11 protein-coding genes are annotated in these 25,341 nt (G+C 38.9%); 6 read left to right on the top strand and 5 right to left on the bottom strand.

Annotated features, from left to right (window positions below; all coding sequences use genetic code 11):
- The first annotated feature begins 10 nt into the window (after positions 1-10).
- The 3 genes from ubiB to C3B55_RS00780 are packed head-to-tail and all read left to right on the top strand — an operon-like array spanning position 11 to position 2,390.
- Entirely contained in the window at positions 11-1,615 is a 1,605-nt protein-coding gene (ubiB, locus tag C3B55_RS00790; protein WP_129210602.1) for a ubiquinone biosynthesis regulatory protein kinase UbiB, read from the top strand.
- A gap of 41 nt (positions 1,616-1,656) precedes the next feature.
- The gene (hisI, locus tag C3B55_RS00785) at positions 1,657-2,055 is read left to right on the top strand and encodes a phosphoribosyl-AMP cyclohydrolase (protein ID WP_129210600.1); all 399 of its coding nucleotides are present in this window, start codon (positions 1,657-1,659) and stop codon (positions 2,053-2,055) included.
- Positions 2,056-2,057: 2 nt separating this feature from the next.
- A complete protein-coding gene (locus tag C3B55_RS00780; RefSeq protein ID WP_129210598.1) occupies positions 2,058-2,390 on the top strand; it encodes a phosphoribosyl-ATP diphosphatase in 333 nt (110 codons plus the stop codon).
- 7,608 nt (positions 2,391-9,998) lie between these two features.
- Here C3B55_RS00780 and C3B55_RS00775 read toward each other — a convergent pair.
- The 3 genes from C3B55_RS00775 to thiI form a co-directional block, all read right to left on the bottom strand.
- Positions 9,999-11,009: a class 1 fructose-bisphosphatase gene (locus C3B55_RS00775; RefSeq protein WP_129210596.1), complete on the bottom strand. Its 1,011-nt coding sequence runs from the start codon at positions 11,007-11,009 to the stop codon at positions 9,999-10,001.
- A 1,905-nt stretch (positions 11,010-12,914) separates the two neighbouring features.
- On the bottom strand, positions 12,915-14,735 hold the full coding sequence (typA, locus tag C3B55_RS00770) for a translational GTPase TypA (RefSeq protein WP_129210594.1): 1,821 nt from the start codon (positions 14,733-14,735) through the stop codon (positions 12,915-12,917).
- 110 nt (positions 14,736-14,845) lie between these two features.
- Positions 14,846-16,303: a tRNA uracil 4-sulfurtransferase ThiI gene (thiI, locus tag C3B55_RS00765; protein WP_129210592.1), complete on the bottom strand. Its 1,458-nt coding sequence runs from the start codon at positions 16,301-16,303 to the stop codon at positions 14,846-14,848.
- A gap of 366 nt (positions 16,304-16,669) precedes the next feature.
- Between thiI and glnA the strand changes: the two genes are divergently transcribed.
- Together glnA and C3B55_RS04545 are read left to right on the top strand one after the other, a co-directional pair.
- Entirely contained in the window at positions 16,670-18,076 is a 1,407-nt protein-coding gene (gene glnA / locus C3B55_RS00760; protein WP_129210590.1) for a type I glutamate--ammonia ligase, read from the top strand.
- A 724-nt stretch (positions 18,077-18,800) separates the two neighbouring features.
- Complete coding sequence (locus tag C3B55_RS04545; protein WP_157978046.1) at positions 18,801-18,938, top strand: hypothetical protein; 138 nt, start codon at positions 18,801-18,803, stop codon at positions 18,936-18,938.
- A gap of 1,855 nt (positions 18,939-20,793) precedes the next feature.
- Here the strand turns inward: C3B55_RS04545 and C3B55_RS04625 are convergent.
- The gene (locus C3B55_RS04625) at positions 20,794-20,997 is read right to left on the bottom strand and encodes a protein-export chaperone SecB (RefSeq protein WP_457912705.1); all 204 of its coding nucleotides are present in this window, start codon (positions 20,995-20,997) and stop codon (positions 20,794-20,796) included.
- 579 nt (positions 20,998-21,576) lie between these two features.
- Positions 21,577-21,990: a rhodanese-like domain-containing protein gene (locus tag C3B55_RS00750; RefSeq protein ID WP_129210588.1), complete on the bottom strand. Its 414-nt coding sequence runs from the start codon at positions 21,988-21,990 to the stop codon at positions 21,577-21,579.
- Between the two features lie 152 nt (positions 21,991-22,142).
- Between C3B55_RS00750 and gpmI the strand changes: the two genes are divergently transcribed.
- Positions 22,143-23,666 carry a 2,3-bisphosphoglycerate-independent phosphoglycerate mutase gene (gpmI, locus tag C3B55_RS00745; RefSeq protein ID WP_129210586.1) on the top strand — a complete coding sequence of 508 codons (1,524 nt, stop codon included), beginning with the start codon at positions 22,143-22,145 and terminating at the stop codon, positions 23,664-23,666.
- Positions 23,667-25,341 lie beyond the last annotated feature (1,675 nt).

Raw genomic sequence — 25,341 nt, 5'->3', positions numbered from 1 at the left:
GCTATAACTCATGAAACTATTTACAATCTGTCGTTTATTTCGTATCCAGCGGATTTTAATCCGCTACCAACTTGACGACCTGTTGTTCGCTCTACCACTGCCTTGGTTCCTGCTGGCGGTGCGTTTTACACTGCCGTGGCGCTGGTTTCCACGTAAACCGCCAAAGCTAAATCGTGGTATACGCCTACGGCTGGCATTACAGAGCCTAGGACCAATCTTTATTAAGTTCGGACAAACCCTTTCCACGCGCTGCGACCTAATACCAGCAGACATCACTGATGAATTGATGCTGTTACAAGACCGCGTACCGCCATTTGATTCTAGGCAATCAATGAAACTAATAGAGGAGCAACTAGATAAGAGGATCAACGACGTGTTCAGCCGTTTTGATGTTAAACCATTAGCATCAGCTTCGGTAGCGCAAGTGCATACTGCACAGCTAAAAACTGGCGAAGAAGTAGTAGTGAAGGTAATTCGCCCCGGCCTTAAGTCAATTATTGACCAAGACCTAGCGTGGCTGTTTATCATAGCTCGTACAGCTGAGCGTTTTTCCGCTAACGCACGTCTGCTACACCTAGTAGACATAATCATCGATTATGAAAAAACTATTTATAACGAACTTGACTTGCTGCGCGAAGCAGCCAACGCTAGCCAATTAAAGCATAACTTCGAAGGCTCACCCCTGCTATACGTACCGCAAGTGTACTGGAGCTGGTGTCGCTCAAAAGTTTTAGTAATGGAGCGCATTTACGGCATACAAATCAACGACCTAACCACCCTTGCCGAACAGCGTACCAATATGAAAATATTGGCTGAACGTGGCGTAGAAATTTTCTTTACTCAGGTATTCCGTGACAGTTTTTTTCATGCTGATATGCACCCTGGCAACATCTTCGTTAACACTGCTAACCCGTGGAGCCCGCAATATATTGCTATCGACTACGGCATTGTAGGCAGCTTAAACACAGATGATCAAGATTATCTAGCGCGGAACATGTTTGCTTTTTTTAAACGTGATTATCGCCGTGTAGCACAATTGCATATTGATTCTGGCTGGGTACCAGCAGAAACTAAACTCAATGAGTTTGAAACAGCTATTCGCACGGTATGTGAGCCAATTTTTGAAAAACCGTTAAAAGATATTTCCTTCTACCAGGTGCTGATACGCCTTTTCCAAACTGCACGCCGATTTAATATGGAAGTGCAACCACAGCTGGTATTGCTGCAAAAAACTTTACTTAACATCGAAGGACTAGGTCGACAACTATACCCTGATCTTGACTTATGGAATACTGCGCAACCGTTTTTAGAGCGCTGGATAAACGAGCGCGTCAGTCCAAAAAACCTGCTGAGTAACCTGCATAGTCAAATAGAACAACTACCATACCTAGCCAGCATGGCTCGCGATCTACTAGAACGCATGTACCAACTACAAGTTAAAAACCCACCAGTGCCGTGGCACAAACATAATGACGACTGGTTCCTCCGCCTATTAGGCGCCGCACACCTGATAGGCGGAGTAATATTAATCACTAGCTTGTCGCTAAATCAACTGAACTGCTGGCCAGCTAGCATAATGATTGCCGTAGGCGTTTATTTAATCGTGTATCGATAGCTAATCTGGCTGTACACTGTCATAGTTTACTGGAGCTGCATATGCAAAATTGGCTGAATACAATACACTGGGATAGTAATGATAATGGCCTGGTGCCGGCCATTACCCAGGATTATAAAACTGGACACGTATTAATGATGGCCTGGATAAATCGCGAAGCACTATGTCTAACTGCAGCTGAGCAGCGAGTTACTTACTGGTCACGTTCACGTGGTAAACTATGGCGTAAGGGAGAACAGTCTGGGTATATGCAGATCCTGCGTGAAATGCGCATCGATTGCGACGCTGATGTAGTGATATTTCAAGTCGAACAAATCGGTGATATAGCCTGCCACACCGGCCGGTACAGCTGCTTCTACCGCGTACTCGAAAACAACACATGGAAGACTGTTGAGCCGGTACTCAAAGATCCAAATACCATTTACTCAACAGGCACTTAAACATGAGCGATACTCTTAACCGTATAGCCCAAGTGCTGGAAGACCGTAAAGGTACAAACGCAGACAATTCCTATGTAACAAGTTTGTATCACAAGGGCCTAAATAAAATTCTAGAAAAGCTTGGCGAAGAATCCATCGAAACAATTATTGCAGCTAAGGATGCGCAAATTAGCGGTGATCATAACGATGTGATATATGAGACTGCAGATTTGTGGTTTCATAGCCTGGTTATGCTTGCTCAGCTTGGACAGCACCCACAAGCAGTGCTAGATGAACTAGACCGGCGCTTCGGTTTGTCTGGGTATACCGAAAAAGCCTCTCGTACCTCCATTTAGATCGCCCTAAAGGAAAATGTATGGCATGAATATTTTTTGGTTGTACATGCAAATTGACATACTGTTAATAGTGCCAGCATGCAACACCAAGAAACCTAAAAATCTAGAGTTTGATATAAAGCAATCTATTAGTAGCCATCATAAAATCTATAAACAACAATAAAGATTCAGTCAATCAGGAAACTAACCTGTATCACAGGATTAAATTACGCACTATAAATGTGATTTATACCACTCACTGAGTGAGGTAACATGCAGCATAAGGGCTGCAGTGCAAGAAACTAACCAGTAAAGCATTCTAGGTACTTTAGACTGGTACGTGATATTAGATTCTCCGAGCTACTTCTCGACTGCGTAGTGGTATTGCTAGCCGGTTTTCGAAACCAGAATTCCTACCATGTACCGGTTGCTTGATAGATCCATTGATCAGACGCTTCAAGCATAGTTTTGAACTGTTATCAATTAGGATGTTAAACGCAAATAAGCACCAATTGAATCAGCTCATATCTAGCTGTACAATGAATATCTTGTATTGTTACAGCTTAGAGCTAGCTAAACTGTTCGAGCACAACCGCGCACTTATTGCTCATGCCCAAAATATTATACCGACCATAGAACTAAACCGGTCACTAAATAGTGAAAATCAATATCTGTGTGCTATCGCTAAGCTTACCTTATGATTATACATTGCTGAAGTGAGCTTTATGGATACTTATACACTGAAAAAGCTAGCACCTCAACACTGACTTGTACGTCTGCATAGTACGTTAACGTAACGGCGATCTTCATCATTTTTATACAACCATTCACATTCACTCAGTAAATCTACACTTTCATATCATCGCTCTGTACGGCAGCAACTAACGTACAGAGCGATGATGATCGCCAATGATTTATTATCTCCGATATTTGGCTGTGGAAGCTAATTATGATGAGTTCGTTATTTTAATAATTCTAGTGCCATTGCATTATATTGAAACTGTATCACGCTAAGCTTTTATGCGAACGCAAAAGATGCAGCGCATCTACCGTTGCTAACTTTAAATACTTTACTTTTCTATGCCAGAATATCTGTCATCTATTTCTAGTATCACCGCTAATCTTGAAATTTTCAACCTACGCTACTACTCTACTTATACTACCGCATAACTAATAACTGAAATTAATAATTACCTAGACTACGTGATAACAATATTCTTTATATTCATGGTACTAAATTCAAAATATAATCAGCTATAATGGTGTTAGTTTAGCTTGATATAGTCAAAGTTAAATACCTGAAAAAATCAGCCTATAAGTTATTATAAACTGTTTTTAGTGAACATGATTCGCAGGCTATCGGATGTATTTTCATGGATCACATTAAACGTATACAGTTAATGCTGTGTAAAATAGGCATCAAATTTAACGGTCTAATCAGTAAGCGTAGCAATTACCTAGATAACTTATCTATAGAGCATAAATAACCACTCATCATATAACCATGAATCTGCTACTGCTTGAAGATACTGACTGCATTACCGTTGACCGCAATCATACTGCATTATTGGCACTGAGTATATATGTACAACACTACAATGGTAAATAATACTACTGGTTAGGTTCATTGGAGAACTCACTAGTAATGCAAAATGCTACACCTCAACGCTCACAAAGCAACACTGCAAGTCGACTTCAATCTACCGCTATGAGATTAATTACCTATTAATCATGCTTACTGGCTTTGTAGTTCCTCAAAATAATGTACCGAGTACTGCAAACCTCTGTAGTGAGATTATCGAGAATGGTCTAAGTCAATAGTTACTAAGTTGAAAAGGCTTTCTTGTAGAGCTCTATTTCTGAAGCCACAAGCAATTCGTCAACAAAGGACACTTAGTTTAAATTAGGCATAAAATACGATAATACTGAAAATGCTCATTGAAAAAACGCTTAAAGCCGTTTGCCGAAGACTTCCTTGCTGGCCATAACTTAAAAATTAACCTTAGCCTGATTAACTACCATGGTGATTATTCATCAACCTGCGTTGGTAGGATAAGGTGGTAACCTTGGCTTCTTGGTCAAGAAAATAGCTGAATATCCTACTGGATGATACTATTTAGCTAAAGCTGGCCTGCGGATGATTTAAATCGAAGCATGAATTATTCACATAAAAACCACCGTCAATACTATACTAGCTAAACTATTTTAGTATCTGATGTTCTCCCAAACTAGATCTATGTAGTTACAAAATTCTACGTATCTTCTGATAACGTCTACATAATACTAAGCTTGATATCACTCAACCTTAAAATATATTTTTTACGCACAATGTACAAACTAGATTGGCGAATTGTTTAAAAGAGGCCAGTATAATACTGGCAGACCTACCGCACAACTGTAAGTTAACACTATAACTACCACAAGCAAATCGTATGCAATGCTGATACCACTCAAAATAAACAGCTTCTGCTAATGACTACGTTGCGCAGCACTGATTTTTTATCATAGCCGCTACCAAAGGTATGACTCTAATTAAATTGTAATTTTTGCTGTGCTAAACTCTCAAGATCACTAAATGCATGATCTCTAGTAACTTGAACCATATCCTAAACTATAGCTATCGAAACTAATTTGGTTAATTGTAACAGGACATACTTTGCATGATGCAGTACACTTTATATGAGTTCATTAAAAACATTAACTATTGCGCACTAAGATTACTAGCATTACTAGACAAGTCCCCTACAGTAACTAATAGATTAGCGCAATGATTAAACTGCTAGCAGGTAGAAACCGATTCAGTCGCTACCATCATGAACAAAGTAGCCGCTTACTATACAGAGAAAAGATACGCTATACCAAAGAGCTTCTAAAGCTGCAGTAGCATTAGATTCAATAGATCCAAGAAAGTAAATACATGGTAGTCAGTAAATATCGTCTACGCCAAATAACCTAAACAGGCAACTACACGGCTACCATTGGCTATCTGCAGCATAAAAAGATAAAGCCGACAGCATAATCCATACCATCAAGCCTCTCACCCAATAAACCAAAATAAACTAAAGATTAAGGATGTATTGGTGGAAAACTTCAGCAGCTAATTAGCAGGCAGCAGCGGCCAGTATACACTGGCCGTACCTAAACGCGATTTTATAGATATAAGTGAGCAAATTTAAAATATAAGTTTGTTATAAACACTTAACGCAGACATGCTTAGTATAACGCTCACTTTGGTCATATTTATGTGACAGCTCGATAATAATTGAACTATTGATAGCGCGCAGAGATGTTTCAGCTTATCTAAACGAAGTACTACAGAATACGATTCCAGCAATACTCATAGAACATCAAATAGATAATTTTGCTATAATGTGCTGATCAAGCCAAATATCTTCGCTATTAGCTATGACAGCCACTAGGTATAAGCCATCGTGACTAACCTGAATTCAATACGTAATGCGGATCTCATAGCTAAGAGTGAATTACTTTTAAAATTAACGATATGTTTTCCTATTTATGCTTTCATTGTGAAAGGTATGCAGGTTTGTAATGGTGCGTATTTTGTACGCTAAGCTTAACTAAGCATTAGCAAAAAAGCTAACGTTTAGTTAGATAGCTAAAAACATTGCAACAGTGCCGGCTAATTATGTCTCATAATAACTGTAATCATAAATTTTACTATAACTTAGTCAATTTTAGAGCAATATTGCACTATCAGTAGATACGGTCATTCACTATAAAAAGTGTTTATTTCGAATAAAATAATAATTAATAAACAAAATAACAAAGCATACAACACTGTAAGTCTTGTAATTTAAATATCCTTAAAGTAAACCTTCTGAAGCATTATGAATAGGATGGTTTGGCCTGTGACGATAGCTGGTGCAACAACAGCAATAGCACGTGCAGGATCAGTATTATTTGATGCACGCCTAGTAACGAGCTGCTCGATGTTGCCTTGACTATATATTCTGCTGGTGCATAATTAGCTAATGGTTGCCGGATTACTGAGTAATACCTGGTACGTACCTTCCTACCGCAAGATACTTGATTAGTTCTACTTCACAATGACGTAAAGTCTCTTTAATAGAGACTAGATACAAAGCTCTGTAAGCATGTAAAATAGGTATGCACCATGACTGCTACAGTTTTATTGAAATATTATTCGCTAATAATGCTGTTGATAATACTAAAAGAAAAATAACAACAAGCACCAACAATGCAAGACATTAAAATATTCAGGGGCACTGCAATGTGGCATTGCCCTAAAAACATTAAGAGGAGTTAATCTGGTTATAGTTGTGCTAGTGATAGTTATGCTTGAACTCAAGCAATAATGCTTACTAGATAAGTCGCAAATAAATTGAGATACCTAAAGCTAATACGTTGCATCAGTATAACTTACAAAAAAGTTGTAAGAATGGATCACGCCGGTTAACATATCGTTAACAACCATTAGTTAGTGATAAGAGCGTCTAATTAAAAATTATCTGCAGATGATTGCGTTGATACCATAATAGTTGTGTTTACTTAACAGACATCAATACAGACTGGCGGCAATAAGGCCAAACAAGATGGATCCTCATTACTAGTAATTTGCTTGACAACTTAGTTGTTAATTTTAATGCATTACGACAACTGATAATCATGAGCAGCTCTCACTAGCACTAAATCAAAACTAAACCAAACAATGCCAATCTACTTAGCGCGTGATTATCTAGTATTTAGCAATATAGCGCATCATGGACAACAAAGTATTTTACAGCAAAACTCTATGTTTTTAGGCATGAAGCATTAAGATCTTTATAAATAAATTTTATATTTATCAACAGAAAGGCCAATATGGCTACCTACTGAACCGCTGATAATCAATCATTAAATCGCCTGCTATAGCTATAGCTGGGCAGGCCTGCTAAACATTTCTATCAACGCCACATCAGTTTCTCGAGAAAATAATGGTAAGTTACCATAGACCTTTACCGATTGCCAGCCAACTAGTTAAACTTACAGTAGGGCAGCAATTGCTAGAAGTACGATCTATACCGCTACAAACTAGCTAAGCAACCTAAAATTTCTAGTTCAATGGACTCATTCTGTAGGCGTTAAGCGTTACATCGTAACCTATACAAATAAGATTATCAATCAAACTAACGCAGTAGCGAAAAACAGTAAATCGCAGCGATTATACCTATTGGATCTTATTTAAGTAAAATAAGCCAGAGTAGACCTACAGTTTGCTCAGGTTAGTGACCTAGATTTTGCTAGTCACATGAATACTAAACAGAATCATGCCGAAGATTACTAAAAAATAATACATATAATAAGGCTAACCTTAATGATCGCAATTTTATCTGTACTAGGTTTTTTCTAGTTTCATGATATTAATATGACTAATCAGTGAATGCTTAGTAAGCAGCAGTCAACTAGGTTAATTTGCTCTGTTGTTAGCTCGACAGCTTAGCTATATCTAGCGTAAGCTAAATAACTAAGCAAAACCTAATGTAGTTATTTTCCAGAAAATAACTTTAAGTGTTTAGTTGTTGTCTGGTTTATAGATATAGCTAACTGACCAGTTATAAAAATAACTATTTAGGTGATTATTCTTAGTCTTTGACTATTCATGCATATTTAACTAGGTCAGTACTTTTTAGGTTTAATGCTTTTAGTGCTTAATATTGTGCTTAGCGTTACCTTCGATTATATAACGCGGTGCGTACTGGTCTTTTATAAAGCTAACCACTAGAGCACGAACTAATTACCTGACGCACCGGTAACTCAGTAATAAAACAAACTAGTTTAGTTAATGTGATATTTTTTATCTTTATTGTTATAACGCTATTAATCTTTAAATGGATTATAGCATTCAGCATACATTCCTACCATATTAGATTTATACGGTTACATCGTTTGTCATTGGTATAAAACTTGACTCTATCGAAAAAACAGCAGCAATAAACACTAATAAAAAGATATATAATAGGCTTATTGCACTCAAAATATGCTGGCTGCTAAAAGGCTGCCAAATGAAGATCGTGATAGACATAAAACTATCGTAGATATGAAGCATAACACAGTGATCTTAATAAAGACTATAATAATTAGAGCAGCATCGCGACAATGCTAGTGCACTTGAGCTGACGATAAGCTAAACTTTATTATTGGTTAGTTGCATATCGGTCATGATTACAGCAAACATATTGCAGACCATTGACATACATACCTAAATAATTAAACCTAGATTAACGATCCAAAAATTTTTTTAAACCCCCCTTTTTGTCTTGCTACGCAGCAAGATAATCATATTTTTTACTTATGTGAAACGCTGTAGATTGAACGCCATCTAATTAAAAGTATTGCTTATATACGTCATTTGCAGCTATGAGTGTTTAACCGCTGACAAATCGTCCAATGTTATGCATCTCTTTTTCTGTAAAAGAAAACTTATTTATAATAATATCCGCTAGATCTATTAGTAGAATACGATGGTGCTTTAGATGGCCAACTAATCCTTACAGAATATCACTATTACGAGAGTTTAGTAAAAGTCTCTGCTTAATCATAGAGAAATTCTGAACTATTTCTGTTGATGTAGTTTTATTGCAATCCGGTAGGAATGTTTGTGTAACGCATCAAGCTAGTAATGGCTTGCTGTACAAGCACAAGCGAAATACACTAAAATTCTTCTTCAGTGAAGAATCAAATGATTAATATGTTAAAACGCTACTAAAAACGTATGCACTATAATGCTCGTAGAATATGAGAAGTCTAAATTTTCGTGTGGGCAAATGTTTAAGTAATAGCTTATTATATGCGGTAACAGGACCACACTACATGAATCTAATGTTGCGATTCTGACTAAATAACGAGATAGATCTTAGGTGTTAGCCACAACTAAGCGAAATAAGCGCAGATGGCTCGCTTGTTGCATACTATTCCAATCAGTTAGCCAGACATGGTGTTAAACGGCCCAATTCTTTAACTTTAGCGTCAATCTTTTTTAAGGATGTCCTTCAGTTTATATCTACCAATGGATAGTATTCCATAACTGAACGGATTAATATTAAAGCTGTATTAAAGCGGCACGGTAAACTACCGTGTACCTCATGCGTAAAACCTGGGAATTGAAGGTCAAGAATGCTGGACTTTTATAAATTCAGCATAACCCTGACTTGCAAGACCATAAACTACCTAAACAAAGTTAATTACGGCATCTATATCAGGTTAGTTTTGACGTAAGCGTACGATATTTGTCCTTGGTTGAGCCAGTCGGTTACTAGTCAGTAAACAGGCTAATTTAGCCCAACAAATTAATTTGGTATAATCAATTCGGCTCACTGTAGTCACTTTAATTTTTCTGCGTTAAGCCTATCAGGCTGAATATAATTTCAGATTGCCTTTGCTGCGTGCAGCCTAGTAGCATGCAAAAATCAGCAAAACGATATGAAATAAAGATATCGCAAAGCTTCCGATAGAGCTAAACGGCTTAGTTGCCTATTAAATAACTAAGAGAAAAGTGGGATAACCTAGCTCTTGACAAATAAAAATAAAAAAGTCTCAAGAATGCTAAAACTTGTTAGTTTTTTAAAGTGATTCGCTTCATAATAGCGCGAACCAATGACCGCAGCAGTATTACTGCTTATGGTAAGCTGTAATACGCTCAACTTCTTCCTTCGAACCCAAAAATACTGCTACACGCTGATGCAAGCCTTTTGGCTGAATATCAAGAATACGCTGATAACCGTTAGTAGACGCACCGCCTGCCTGTTCAACTAAAAATGACATTGGACTAGCTTCGTACATTAAACGCAGTTTGCCTGGTTTAGATGGCTCGCGCCTGTCACGTGGGTACATGAATAGGCCACCACGGATCAGGATCCGGTGCACATCAGCCACCATAGCAGCCACCCAGCGCATATTAAAGTTTTTCTCTAGCGGACCATCTTGGCCAGCTATTAACTCGCCTACATAACGTATGACAGGCTCTTCCCAATAACGTTGGTTGGACATGTTTATAGCAAATTCCTGGGTAGAAGCAGGAATATTCATGTCTTCATGGGTCAGCACGAAGCTGCCTATTTCACGGTCCAAGGTAAAGCCTTGAACGCCATCGCCAACGGTCAATATAAGCATAGTCTGCGGGCCGTAAATTGCGTAACCAGCAGCTACCTGCTCTGTACCTGGCTGCAGAAAAGCTTTTTCATTCAAAACTTCGTTTTGACTTAAATATTCATTAGGGCAATGTAATACCGAGAAGATAGTACCTACTGTAGCAGTAATATCAATGTTGAACGATCCGTCCAGTGGATCGAACACCAGTAAGTTAGCACCTTTTGGGTATTTTCTAGGAATCTGATAGGCATGACCCATTTCTTCGGACGCCATAGCAGCCAGATGACCGCCCCATTCGTTAGCTTTGAGCAAAATCTCGTTAGAGATTACGTCAAGTTTCTTCTGTTCTTCGCCTTGGACATTTTCAGTGCCCATACTACCTAGTATGCCACCAAGTGCACCTTTAGACACGACTTGGCTGATTTCCTTGCAAGCACGCGCCACTGCTTCAATAAGAAAACATAGATCATCTGGCGTATTATTGCTACGGGCCTGTTCGATTAAATAACGACTTAAAATAACGCGAGACATAAAAGACTCCATCAAGCATGATAAGTTTAACACAAGTTAACCGTGAAATCCTCTAATCATAGAATTAGAAACTCAATAAAGTCCACGGTAGAGCTTGCATTACAGATTTTAAACTATAGCTTCCAGTGCCTTTGCACTACAAATAGCACAATTAATATAACTAAGTTGCTTCCAGTAAATGTTTACTTCATGCGAGATGATAAATATCAGTGTTTTAACCATTACTTCTCTGACAAGACTAGCTTATTCTCTAGTCTTTAGATATTTAGTGCTTTTATAATTAAATATAAGCGTGAATAAAGACAAGTTTGCCACTTTTATCTACATAATCGCCAAAATAACAGGTGGTAGAACAGTAGCTTTATTGTGTGCTAGAAATACTAACTGCATCACATGTACAACAAAGCGCATGACGAGAACTTCGACGCCTTAGTCACCACCACTCCATGCTCATCCACTTACAACTTAAGCGTATTAACTAGCTACGGTTTAAATGTTGCAGTTTTATATCAAACTATGTCTTGACAGTGTTAAGTCAAGCAATATAATAAGCAGTTACTTGATTGCCACCAAATTAGATTAGTTGCAAATCGGCTCTACGATAGCTAATACAGCAACTTATTGCTAGTTTCAATCATACAAAACTGACAAGCTGTCCTGCCCACGACTCTTAGACCTAATTGCTACAAAGACGATGTGGAGAGTACTCGCGTCTGTCATGCCTATGTAAGTATCAGCAGCGTATAGCACAAACTATTAAAGTTTAGTAGATTCGTGATCTTACAACGTATTGTACGAGTTATTATAACAGCGCATACGCCTAAACTTATTGGTTGTATTGAACAACCGCAATCGCTATAACTATAGCTTAATATAACGCTTACTTATGTATATAGCCAAAGGTATTTTTTGCGATACTAAATAGACGCTGCGCCAGCCACGGTCAATAGAATTTGTGTAGTTCAGCAAATATGGTCTTTGTACGTAAACCGCTCAGTATATCTGCTATACTTTTCTACGATGGCAAAGGGGATTATCAGACCTATGGCATAATAAAATCTACACAATTCATAGGAAAATCTATACAATTATGTACCCTAGCAGTACATCTATATCAAACTGCATACCGCCACAGTAATGCATGGTTCGCATCACAAAAGCAACAGATCAAATAGACATTTATACCTTGTGCACAATAAATATTAAAACATTAGGTTTACGCTAGAAGCGTTAGACACTGACGAATGCCGTTAGACTTATTACAAAGCACCTTGTTAGACTAAAACAATAAACTAGCTTATAGCCTTGTACGATATATATATGCTACGTGTGATATATGTAGCAAACTAATTAGGAGCAATGGCGTCAAATTAATTGTGATAAAAAGCTTAATTGTGGCTTTTACTTAATCAATTCAGTAAATTTTACTTAAGACAGCATCACGAAATGTATTTATCTCTATTACTCGTAAAAACAGTTCCTGAGACATTGATTCATGAGATCTCTAGCTAGGTTATAACAACCTAGCTAGATAAACAGCCGATAGAGGCTCTAATTCAGTAATTTTTAATTTTATTAATTTTTGAGAGAAATTAGTGCAAGGATCTTGCTCATTTTTAAAAAATGACTACTTTAGATAAAGTCTATTAAATATTAATATATTAAACTATATAGGGCATAATAATTGGATTATTAATACAATCTTAAACAATTACTATCACAACACTTTAATTCTCTCGAGACTGATAAAATAGCATTACTTAAAATCGTCAATGAGTTTAAATAAAAAGACCTGCTGAAGAAAGTTACTGACCTGTTCCAAGAAAAATCGGCAACTTTCTTCAATTTCAAATTAAAATTTTTTACCATACAAGCATTAGCATTATCATTTAAAATTGAGTTAACTCAATTCTTAGCCTTCTTAGCAGCGCGAATACGCTCGCCTTCATTCAAAATCTTTTTGCGCAGTCGAATCGACTTAGGTGTAACTTCGCATAACTCGTCATCTTGGATAAATTCTAGAGCTTGCTCTAGGGTAAAACGAACAGGCGGAATCAAGGCGATGGTCTCATCTTTACCTGAAGCACGCATATTGTCTAGCTTCTTGCCTTTGGTTGGGTTAACACCAATGTCGTTATCGCGGCTGTTTAGGCCAATTATTTGGCCGTTGTAGATTTCTTGACCGTGTTCAACGAACAGTTTACCACGCGCCTGCAAAATTTCCAGGGAGTAGGTCAGTGCCTTGCCAGTTTCAACTGATACTAAAACACCATTCTGACGGCTAGATATATCGCCAAATTTTACAGTGTCGTAGCGATCAAAAATTGAAGTTAAAATGCCAGCACCATTAGTCATGGTTAAAAACTGGTTACGGAAACCTATTAGGCCACGAGCAGGAATGTTGTATTCAAGGCGAACACGATTTTTGCTATCAGGAACCATACTAATCAGGTTACCCTTACGTTGACCAATCTCTTCCATGACCTTGCCCCTGGAATCTTCAGGGATGAAGATGGTTACGTTTTCAAACGGTTCCTGCTTTACACCATGAATTTGACGGATAATGATTTCTGGACGACCAACGCTTATTTCAAAACCCTCGCGGCGCATGGTTTCAATCAGTACTGAGAGGTGTAGCTCACCACGCCCAGAAACTTTAAACTTGTCAACTGAATCACCTTCTTCAACGCGAAGCGCAACGTTGTACAGCAGCTCTTTATCTAGACGTGCCTTGATATTACGAGAGGTAACGAACTTGCCTTCTTGACCGCAAAAAGGTGAATCATTTACTTGGAAGATCATAGAAATAGTTGGCTCGTCGACGGTCAGAGGCTGCATTGCATCTATATTATCAGGATGGCACAAAGTATCTGAGATGAGCAATGAATTCATACCGCTAACGCACACGATATCACCAGCACAAGCCTCTTCAACGTCAATACGGTGCAAACCGTAGTGACCCATTAGCTTAAGTATGCGACCATTACGCTTCTTGCCATCAGCGCTAATCACAACAACCTGGGTATTTGGTTTTACGCTACCACGAGCGATACGGCCAACACCGATCACACCCAAGAAGCTGTTGTAGTCAAGTGCCGATATTTGCATCTGAAATGGACCCTCACGGTCAACTTTTGGCGCCGGTACGTTGTCTATGATCGATTGGTATAGAGGAGTCATGTCTTGAGCCATATCGGTATATTCTAGACCTACAGTACCGTTTAGAGCAGAGGCGTAAACAACTTTAAAGTCCAGCTGTTCTTCTGTCGCACCCAAGTTGTCAAATAGGTCAAAGATTTGATCCAGAACCCAATCTGGGCGCGCGCCTGGACGATCAACCTTGTTAATACACACAATCGGACGTAAGCCAGCCTCAAAAGCCTTCTTTGTCACAAAACGTGTTTGCGGCATAGGACCTTCTTGGGCATCAACTAACAGCAGAACAGAGTCAACCATAGACATTACACGTTCGACTTCGCCGCCAAAGTCAGCATGGCCTGGAGTGTCCACAATATTAATGTGGTAGCCTTTCCAGTTAATAGCAGTGTTTTTGGCTAGGATAGTAATACCGCGTTCTTTTTCTTGGTCATTGAAGTCCATAACGCGCTCATCGTTGAGTTCGCTGCGCTCCAAGGTGCCAGATTGAAGTAAAAGCTTATCTACTAGCGTGGTTTTACCATGATCAACATGAGCAATGATAGCAATGTTACGTAAATTTTCGATCACGTATATATCTCGATTAGAGTGAATGCGATGTACTAATAGCTCTTGCTAGCAGATTAATAGCAAAGTAAGAATCAGTGACACTAAAATATAGGCAAATCACGAATGGCTAGCTATTTATTCGGTCGATAAACGCGCACATTGACATACCCTTCACTAAGTAAATGGTGAGCATGCAAGCGACTCATAACGCCTTTGTCGCAATACAGTAAATACTGACGGCTATTATCCAATTCCTTAAAACACTTATTCAATGCGTAAAACGGTAGCATTTTTACGTCAATACCAGTAATTTTCAACGGCTCATACTCTGCAGCATCCGGGTGACGGATATCGACGACGACCTGGCCAGCCAATATTTCGGTGACTTCTTCAATTTGCAAATCCTGGCCCAACTCATCAATTACACGATCTATTGGAACCAACCTAGCATTCTTAAGCGCTCGCTCTAGAATTGCCATGTCAAATTTTTTCTCTTCATGCTCTACGCGATAGCGCTTAGCGTGAGTTTTTGGGCTCACCGAGATTACTCCGCAGTACTCTGGCATGTACTTGGCAAAGTCAGCAGTGCCGATTTGTTCTGCTAAATTAATGATATCCTGCTTATGGCTAGCGATTAGCGGACGCAAAACCAGCTTCTCGGTAACACAATCGATTAATGACAAGTTTGGCAAAGTCTGGCTGGACACCTGAGAAATTGCCTCACCTGTTACCAGCGCATCAATATGCAATTGATCAGCAATTTGAGAAGCAGCACGCAACATCATACGCTTTAATACTACGCCCATATAGCTGTTATCAACCTTGTTAAGAATTTCGCCAAGAACCTCCTCGAATGGTACGCTAACGAATAGCACACGCTGAGAACTGCTATACTTTTTCCAGATAAAGTGAACCACCTCCATCACGCCTAATTCATGTGCACGTCCACCTAAGTTAAAGAAACAAAAATGGCTCATCAAGCCGCGGCGTATGATCTGGTAGGCTGCCACTGTAGAATCAAAACCACCGGATATTAGAACGAGAGTCTGTTCCAGTACGCCCAGAGGGTAGCCACCAATGCTGTTATGCTGACTGTGAACCACAAACAATCGTTGGTCACGAATTTCTATTCGTACTTCAATTTGCGACATTTTTAGAGAAATTCCAGCTGCGCTGCACTCGCGATGCAACTTGCTACCAACGTATTGCTCTACATCCATGGAGCTAAATGGGTGCTTACCGGCACGCTTGCAACGCACAGAAAACATCTTGCCTGCCAGCGATTCACCGTAGTGCTGCTTACACTTTTCGGTAATATCGTCCAAGCTACCCAGCGGGTACTCATCTACCCGTAAGAAATATGCGATACCCGGCATAGAACTTAGGCGTTCTATCATGCTCTTCAAAATTTTAGCATCGGTAATATGAGTTTCCAGCTCGAGATAATCCCACATACCACTGACTACTACGGCTTGGTCAAGATCGTGGAGTACAGCACGTATATTCTTAGCTAGTTTACGGATAAAACGCATACGTACTAGTCGACTTTTGATGATAATCTCAGGGAAGACTTTAACAATCAATTTCATAGAAACAGCGCAAAATAGAGCTTGCTAAAAATATAATATAAATTATAGCGAAAATCGCTTAAGTTTTGACTAGTTAATAAAGATGCAATGCACTAAAACAATTCATACACATAAATTAACGCTAAAGTACATTATGTTACTCATTACTCTTCTGTAAATAACACCGTTATATGAAAGTGAATTTAACTGTTATACAGACTAGCTTTGAAGACAAATAGGCTATGTTGGCGCAATAGTGTGCAATTTGATATTCTCACTAAACAGGCTGCCTTAGTTAAATATTTACGTAGACATTAATATTATTTTAATAACTAACTACCTTGCTGCAGCCAAAAGCTAAAGGCCAGAAACCACCCGGAGGGTACTATGTCGAAGTCGGTTCGGCTCATTAAAGATCATAACGTTAAATGGATTGATCTGCACTTCACAGACACTAAAGGTAGTCAGCACCACGTAACAATGCCGGCTCGTGACGCTCTAGATAATGCCCTTCTTAAAGAAGGCAAAATGTTTGATGGTTCCTCTATTGCCGGCTGGAAAGGCATTGAAGATTCTGACATGATCCTGATGCCGGATGATAGTACTGCTGTGATCGATCCATTTACTGAAGATCCAACCCTGATCATCATCTGCGATGTGATTGAACCTTCTACCATGCAAGGCTACGATCGCGACCCACGTGCAGTCGCCAAACGTGCTGAAGCATACTTAAAATTGACCGGTATAGGCGATACTATACTCGTAGGTCCAGAACCAGAGTTCTTTATTTTTAATTCAGTTAAATTCAAGTCTGATACATCTGGCTCTATGTTTAAAATATTCTCCGAACAAGGTTCATGGATGTCGGACCAGGACATAGAAGGCGGCAACAAAGGCCACCGCCCAGGCATCAAAGGTGGCTACTGCCCAGTTTCGCCATTTGACCACGATTATGAAGTCCGTGCTTCAATGTGTAATGCTATGGAAGAAATGGGCCTGATTATCGAAGTTCACCACCACGAAGTGGCGACTGCCGGCCAGAACGAAATCGGTGTAAAATTTAATACTTTGGTTGCTAAGGCTGATGAGGTTCAGACTTTAAAGTACTGTGTACACAACGTGGCTAATGCCTATGGACGTACCGCCACCTTTATGCCTAAACCACTATATGGCGATAATGGTTCAGGTATGCACGTTCACTTGTCTATCGCTAAGGAAGGCAAAAATACCTTCACTGGTAAAGGTTACGCTGACCTATCGGACACCGCCCTGTATTTTATTGGCGGCATCATTCAACATGGTAAAGCCCTCAACGGCTTTACTAATCCATCAACTAACTCCTACAAACGTCTAATCCCTGGTTTCGAAGCGCCGGTAATGCTAGCCTATTCGGCCTGCAACCGTTCCGCCTCAATCCGTATTCCTTATGCGTCCAATCCACATGCTCACCGTATCGAAGCACGCTTCCCTGATCCATCTGCCAATCCATACCTAGCGTTTGCTGCGCTAATAATGGCTGGCCTAGATGGTATCCAGAACAAAGTTCACCCTGGCGATGCCATAGATAAAAATCTATATGACCTACTGCCTGAAGAAGTTAAAGAGATCCCGCAAGTATGTAGTAGCCTGAAAGAAGCCCTGGAAGAGTTAAATAAAGACCGTGCCTTTTTAACTAAAGGCGACGTATTTAGTGACGATTTTATTAATGCATACATTGAGCTTAAAAGCGAAGAAGAAGTTAAGGTGCGCACTTGCGTGCACCCACTAGAATATGAACTATACTACAGTTGTTAATCAGTTAGCTATACTCAACCTATAACAACAAGGGACCCCTTTCATGGTGGATATTTTGCATGTTAGTATTTAACAGCATGGTAAACAGTTTACTAGTAATTATGTCGTATCTGGCGTATGCAGTGTTAACTGACTACGCTGCTATTAGCAAGCGAAATAAACTTTTTTATTCACTGCGAATAGGCACCATACCTGACTCATTCAATAATGTTACAAAACAGCATTATCATAAGTGTTATGTAGTATATAATTCACGTATAATTAGTCAATTTTAGTTTAATTTTTAAAAAACATAGCCAAGATCGTAATGTCGCACCTTAAATCCATATCTCAGTACTGTATGCTCTTCTTTCTAAGTACTTGATTTAATTTTACAGTCTTCACTCAGACTATTGCACTTATTATTCTCATATAACAACCTGCAGTTTATGTGCATGAACTGAACAACGTTAAATAGTCAGTAGTCATGAAGGCAAGTTCATCGAACTATTTACTGAGTCAGTCGAAGTCCTGCATTCATTGTGTTCAGTTTTTAGGGCTTATAAGGCTAGCTAAATAAGTAAAGCACAAATACCAAAAAAATATAAGCAAGATGCTTGTATGTTAGCGCACTACTAAAACTGCGAGCTGCTAAATGAAGATTTAAGGACCATAATGATTTCTTCAGTGAGGATACCCTGTTGCCTGCGCAACCAGAACTTTACGTTAGTTAGCAATTGACTATGTGCACGCACCTTACCCAGTGACAAAGGTCGAGGCCATCGGCAACGGCCATGGCATTTCTACGGAACTGCAGGAAACTATCTTCCTTATAAAGGGTTGGCGGTTAATAGCGTCTCGGACAGTATTTGGTGAGGCTTAGTCGTTACATAAAACATTTTTATTTAACACTAGAATATAGTCAAATATAAAAAACCATCTCGGCGACACCATCGTTCTTAATCTTTCTTCTGGTATAACAAGTAACTTCATAGATAAAAATTTTAGCAATAAAAGTATTGATCGTTGATAACGACCGCACATATCTACAAGATAATCAAGAACAATTAAGAAAACTTTACAACAAAAAAGGCATAAACCTAATCAATAGTTTCAATAGCGCCAACGTGATTATAAGGTAATCTGATTCACTATAGCAGTCTGAAGTGATAATTATCACTAATATCCACAATACCTAACACTGGTAAACCAGTACTAACTAGCACACATCTACGCATAGCGCTAGCGTCTATTAGTGAATATCTGACGAAACCCAAGTGAACCTACTGTGTGGCATATTTGCGAAAGACTAGTTTTAACGTGCTTCATGAGAAAATGCTGATGAAGGTCGATGCATGCATCATCTTGGCCCACGCGCCAGCACCTTAAAACATTAATACAAGCAAATAAATTCCAAAAAAGCTTATTCCGCTGCCAAGACTTAATCTATATATACATTACACGTATGTCAAACCGTTCTGAAAATACATTAACTATCGCCTACTATTTTTCTTGGTTAGCGCTGCACAAAGAAGCCTGACACCAAAGCAAAAGATGCTGTAAAGTGCAGTCAAGTGGTTAATTAGTTTCTAACATGCAGCTAATAAAAATTAGCTTAATAGTACTGTATTAGCATTTAAGTGGTTTATGATTAAACTTAACCTACAAAACACTGTTTTCACGAGTAAAAACGGTGACTATATTTAAATCTTTACAAGGTTTAAGCAATATTTATTATTTAATAAATACACCATTAAAGCATTATCGTGTAAACCTACAAGCTTGTGACAAACGCAGAGCTAATAATATTATAACAACACACCTACAAATACCAATGTTCAGTATTTTTAAGCATTAAGCCAACACTTCTCTTGAAACCAGATCTCCAACCAATAACAAACCATTCCATTTTCTGTCGCTAACACAACGGCTGAACAGCTACCTAAGTTCAGTAGCAATCTAATATTGGTCGTGCGAATGTGTTAAGTTCATATATTTATTATAAATATTAGACTAACTGCTAGCGACCTTGCCTTACACATCGCTACTACACAATTCTTTATTATCTTTACTTGTCGCTGCGCAACCAGGATCTAAGGTTATAATTCAAGAAACCTATCATTACAACAATCATCAAACTCACAATCACCAATGAACTCATAACACTAAGTAATACCTTAAACCATTGGTCGTTTTTATGGATACAGTAAAATGTATTTGTACCCTCTAAGCCGCGCATGTGTCACGTCATTCTGTTTTACTAAAAAATAAACTGAATACCAGTACCATTATCAGAATTAACACAAAATGTGTTTCTCAATTGTATTTAATTAAGCAACTGCACTTTACTATGAAAGATAAGCGCTTACATAACGCTATATTAACTACATCCTAAGCTAGGCTGACTTAGTTGATTACCTAGAAAAGACTGAGCCGCCCATAACTGCTCTCGTTCACCGCCAAAAAATATCGCAACTATTTTATAGTGCTAGTTTTGTTGAAGGCAACAGCTCTCCTGTTTCACTTAGAAGCCATACTTCGTCAGCCAAACTTAACCATCTACTAGTGTAACCATGAACTACGGCAGTTGATATGCGAAAGAGAGTGGACTTGTTCAATGCTTTATAAGAGAGCTGTCTACAACAACTAGCGCGAGCTTAATTTTAACTAACATCTACATAATGCGGGAGGTAAATTTTTTATAGGAAGCTTAGCTTACTGCATTTTTTTTTGCAGCATCAACTGATTAAGTTATTGATAAATTCTCTCACTGCATACGCTATAGCTATTATAGCATACACGGTATTAAAGTTTACTAAAATAAGCATTAGAGCTAAAAACGCGCCACGAGCAATTAAACTATCTATAGTCTCACTGACATACGGAAACAAAATACTTTGGCAAGATGCACCTAAAATACAGTTTTTAGATGTTTTATTCAAGTCTTTAATCAAAAGATACCAGCCTATTGCATTTCAGCAATAAAGCTATCTATTCGATATTCTTTACGGTAACCTAACATAGTTAGCATAATTTCATGAAAATCACCTGCTAGTTATTTTGAACTAGTGCGCAGTTCTAATACAAAACTCGGAGTCCATTCCTGATTACAATAGATAAGCTTTTCGATGCTTCAAACGATAGGTCACGCACATAAATTTGCCACAACAAAAATTGTAGATCCTGGATCTTTTGCTGCCCCCTGACATTCTGTTAGTCAGTAATCGCAAATATTGCTTAATCTTAGAGTCTTTTAAGTTTCAGAGATTGTATAGGCAGTAGTGCATCGAGTTTACAAGCACACCAAGGCAAGTAGATGATCGCATCTATTAACATATTTACTGCCAATTACACTCTAAGGCAAGAATATGTGTATCTATCTTTTAGTTATTTCGGCAAACACTTGAGATTTATCGTCAACCTTGATCTATTTACAGGTAATGCTTTTGTTAAGCAAAGCCTTAGCTCGTATTTAAGTGATCAGAGCACACTAACTATAGCAAATAACAACCTGGCTAACATCACTTTACCAGCAGTAGGTTATTAGCCTTCCAGCTACTAATACCGCCAGACAATTTAGCAACAATGAAACCTGCTTTAAGCATTTCGCTAGTGTTGATGCCAGCGTACCGACCTTGCGCGTCAACTAAAATAATAGTCTTAGCTTTATATTTTTCTAGCTCAACTAGGCGTGCGATTAGCTTATCATGTGGAATATTGATGGCGCCAAAAATATGGCCAACAGTAAAATCCTTAACCGGGCGAATATCCACGATAACATCTTTATTTTTATTAACTAGCATGATCAGCTCTGACGTGCTCAAACTCCGTCCGCTAAGGCTTATTTCATAAGCAATCAGTAGCGTAAGCAAGATAATAAAAGCAGCTACAAGCAAGTAGTTGGTAGTAATAAATACGATTAGCTGATCAACCATTAAGAGGGCTCCAGAACGTTTCAATGATTACCCAGTATACAATATCCTCAGTGTGCACTAACCATCGTAAAAAGTGATGTGATTGGAATTTCGATTGAAATTGCAGCTTGATTTTCAGTTGTTTACCCTTTATTACTAACGCGAGAGAACGTATGACTACACCTAAACCTTTAGTCTTGATAATTCTTGATGGTTTTGGGCATAGCGAAAACCATCACTACAACGCTGTGTACTTAGCTAAGACGCCAGTACTTGATCACTTGATAGCTACCGCACCCAGCGGACTGCTTTCTAGTTCAGGTATGGATGTAGGGTTGCCAGAAGGCCAAGTTGGCAACTCAGAGGTTGGTCATATGACCCTTGGCACTGGAAGAGTGGTATATCAAAACTTTACGCGTGTTACTGAAGCAATTCACGATGGCAAATTTTTCGAAAATCCAATCATCTGCGCAGCAGTAGATAAAGCAGTCGCGGCCGGTAAAGCAGTGCATGTCATGGGCCTACTATCAGACGGAGGTGTTCATAGCCATCAAAATCATCTAGTCGCCATGGCTAAGCTAGCCTTCAAACGCGGAACTGACAAGATTTACCTACACGCCTTCCTCGACGGCCGCGACACACCGCCGAAAAGCGCACGATCATCCATCGAACTGCTCGACACTACCTTCGCTACACTCGGCAAGGGTCATATTGCCAGCATGATAGGCCGTTATTTTGCCATGGATCGCAATAACTATTGGGACCGCGTGGCCCAGGCATACAACCTGATCGTTGATGGTCAGGCTGAATTTAATTCAGCTACTGCCCAGGAAGGCTTACAAGCTGCTTATGTCCGCGGAGAAAGCGACGAATTCGTCAAGGCCACCACAATTGGTGAGCCAGTACAAGTCGAAAACGGAGACGCTGTAGTCTTCATGAATTTCCGATCTGACCGTGCTCGCGAGCTAAGCTATATATTCGTCAATACTAACTTTAAGAACTTTGAGCGCGCACGCCAACCAAAGGTTGAGTTCGTAATGCTGACCAAATATGCAACTGATATACATGCCCCTGCTGCTTTTGAACCGGATAGCCTAAAAAATGTGCTGGGTGATTATTTATCAAAAAACGGGAAGACCCAACTACGCATTGCTGAAACTGAGAAGTACGCTCATGTAACATTTTTTTTCTCTGGTGGACGTGAAGAGCCATTCCCTGGCGAAGAACGCATCTTAATTCAGTCACCAAAAGTCGCCACCTACGACCTACAACCAGAAATGAGCGCGCTGGAGGTCACTAACAAGATTATTAACGCTATAAAATATCAGCATTTTGACATGATAGTAGTCAACTATGCTAACAGTGACATGGTTGGCCATAGCGGTAACCTAAAGGCTGCCGTAAAAGCTGTAGAATTCTTAGATCTGTGTATTGGCCGCATAGTTGATAATTTGAAGAAAGTTGGCGGCGAAGCACTGATCACTGCCGACCACGGCAACTGTGAGCGAATGTCAGACAAATGCACCGGCCAGCCTCACACTGCTCATACGGCTGAACCTGTACCATTTATTTACATCGGTAAGCGCAATCTAACAGTACGTAAAGGTGGCGTACTGGCAGACGTAGCGCCAACCATACTAAAACTGATGGGGCTAAAAAAACCGAAGGAAATGACGGGCACTTCAATCCTTATCTAGATCTACAAAAAATGCCATAAGCTAATATAAAAGAGAGCTGATGGCATTTTTTGTAAATATTTTGATGCCATTATGTCAGCTACTAGGTACATATTTACTAGTAAGCCAAAATTATACATTTTTTAAGGTGCTTAGCGGACAATAATAAGCTACTTATTTCTATGTGAACGAGTACACATAGACCAAGCTGAGACGGTTAGAGGCTAAGCATAAGAATACTGCCAAGTTGAAAAAACTACTCAGCGCACTCCAGTAAAAAGATCAGTACACAGAAAAACCTGCCTAAAACGGAAACCGTAGTAGGAAAGCTTAAGAAATAGATGCAACAACCACAAAGAAAGAGTTTCAAGGAAAAACGAATTTAAACTAAAACAACTTGTTGCTAAGACAGCAAACTCTATAAGCGCACGCATTCAACCACAATATCTCAGAATGCTTCAGGCGCACACCTAAGCTATATAAACTAACCTCTAGGAATAACTCACAAAATTGAAAAGCTTTCATGAAACTAAGCATCAAGTTAGATGTAGTATATAAAAAAGAGCTAGCACGCATTAGATATGTTTTATGAAGATATAAAAACCTGCAAACAAGACCAGATAACCTCAGGTAAAGCGCTCAAAAGAATCGATAAACCATCATTACTAGTATGCACGTTAAGCTGAAGAAACATATTATAAACACTGATCGTCAAATAAGATAGCAAGAGCGCCTAGCTAGCAAAGATAACCGCTACTACTTAACACGGCAGTATCGTACAAATAGTGCGCGAAGTGCCTAAGATAGATAATTTTTAGTTACAGTAGGACTAGTAAACAACTTTTTACTTTATGCCAAGGATAGCCTCTATAAGCTGTTGATGATCAACTCATAGCACACTTTAGTTAAGCTAGTAATAATGACACTCACGCGAAGTGAAATGGAGTGATTATTAGTGCCAACTTCTAGCAGTCAGAGGATGAAAGAGTTCACAGCTAATGAGTAGTTTTTTGCTAATTAACTATTCAGCGAGAGTTAATGAGTGATTATGAACCACTGCGATAGCCATTTGAGCCTTTTATGGCTACAATCACATGACTCAAGTAGGCAAATAATATTTTATTAGCCAGTGAATCTATTTCCGCTATTAGTAATAGCGGCAACTAAGACGCTACAGAGCTATGAACTTACTATTTAATTAGCAGAAACCACTAGATTAATTTTAAATAATCGTGCTATTTTTAATGGATATGGACTGTAACTACATCAGTAGTTAGTTCGAAGTGTTATATTTATCCAGCCTCACTTTACTAGCCTTGATCATTTTCCTAATGATTAGTCTGTCTTTGGCTTTCATTGACCAAATCACACTAGCGACATTCGCTCCTTATAGCCACGACCAGCAAGGCGTTATTATTAATAGATAAAGCTACACTCATTTGTTGCGATCGCAAACATGATTCAATCAAACTATGTTAATCCCATAGATTACAAAACAATGCTGAATAACGCTATCAAAGATATGCAAAGCAACCTTAACCAACACTCTAACTTACCTAAAACTAAAATATTTTCCAAGTTACAGGAAAGCATTTGGTATGTTTAATAGACTAAACATTAAAGTCAAATCCGAAGATATTCAGACTATAGCAAGCTCATAAATACTATACTCGGCCTGTTTCATAACCAAAGCAGC

The organism is Candidatus Pseudomonas adelgestsugas (genome assembly GCF_004124255.1).
Taxonomy (GTDB): domain Bacteria; phylum Pseudomonadota; class Gammaproteobacteria; order Pseudomonadales; family Pseudomonadaceae; genus Aquipseudomonas; species Aquipseudomonas adelgestsugas.
The sequence above is the reverse complement of the archived record's forward strand: the minus strand, read 5'-3'. Positions and strand labels throughout refer to the sequence as shown.

What these genes read in the sequence shown, in the direction of transcription:
- C3B55_RS00775 (WP_129210596.1), bottom strand. Translation starts at nt 11,009, where the DNA reads ATGTCTCGCGTTATTTTAAGTCGTTATTTAATCGAACAGGCCCGTAGC.
- glnA (WP_129210590.1), top strand. Translation starts at nt 16,670, where the DNA reads ATGTCGAAGTCGGTTCGGCTCATTAAAGATCATAACGTTAAATGGATT.
- gpmI (WP_129210586.1), top strand. Translation starts at nt 22,143, where the DNA reads ATGACTACACCTAAACCTTTAGTCTTGATAATTCTTGATGGTTTTGGG.
- C3B55_RS00750 (WP_129210588.1), bottom strand. Translation starts at nt 21,990, where the DNA reads ATGGTTGATCAGCTAATCGTATTTATTACTACCAACTACTTGCTTGTA.
- thiI (WP_129210592.1), bottom strand. Translation starts at nt 16,303, where the DNA reads ATGAAATTGATTGTTAAAGTCTTCCCTGAGATTATCATCAAAAGTCGA.
- C3B55_RS00780 (WP_129210598.1), top strand. Translation starts at nt 2,058, where the DNA reads ATGAGCGATACTCTTAACCGTATAGCCCAAGTGCTGGAAGACCGTAAA.
- hisI (WP_129210600.1), top strand. Translation starts at nt 1,657, where the DNA reads ATGCAAAATTGGCTGAATACAATACACTGGGATAGTAATGATAATGGC.
- ubiB (WP_129210602.1), top strand. Translation starts at nt 11, where the DNA reads ATGAAACTATTTACAATCTGTCGTTTATTTCGTATCCAGCGGATTTTA.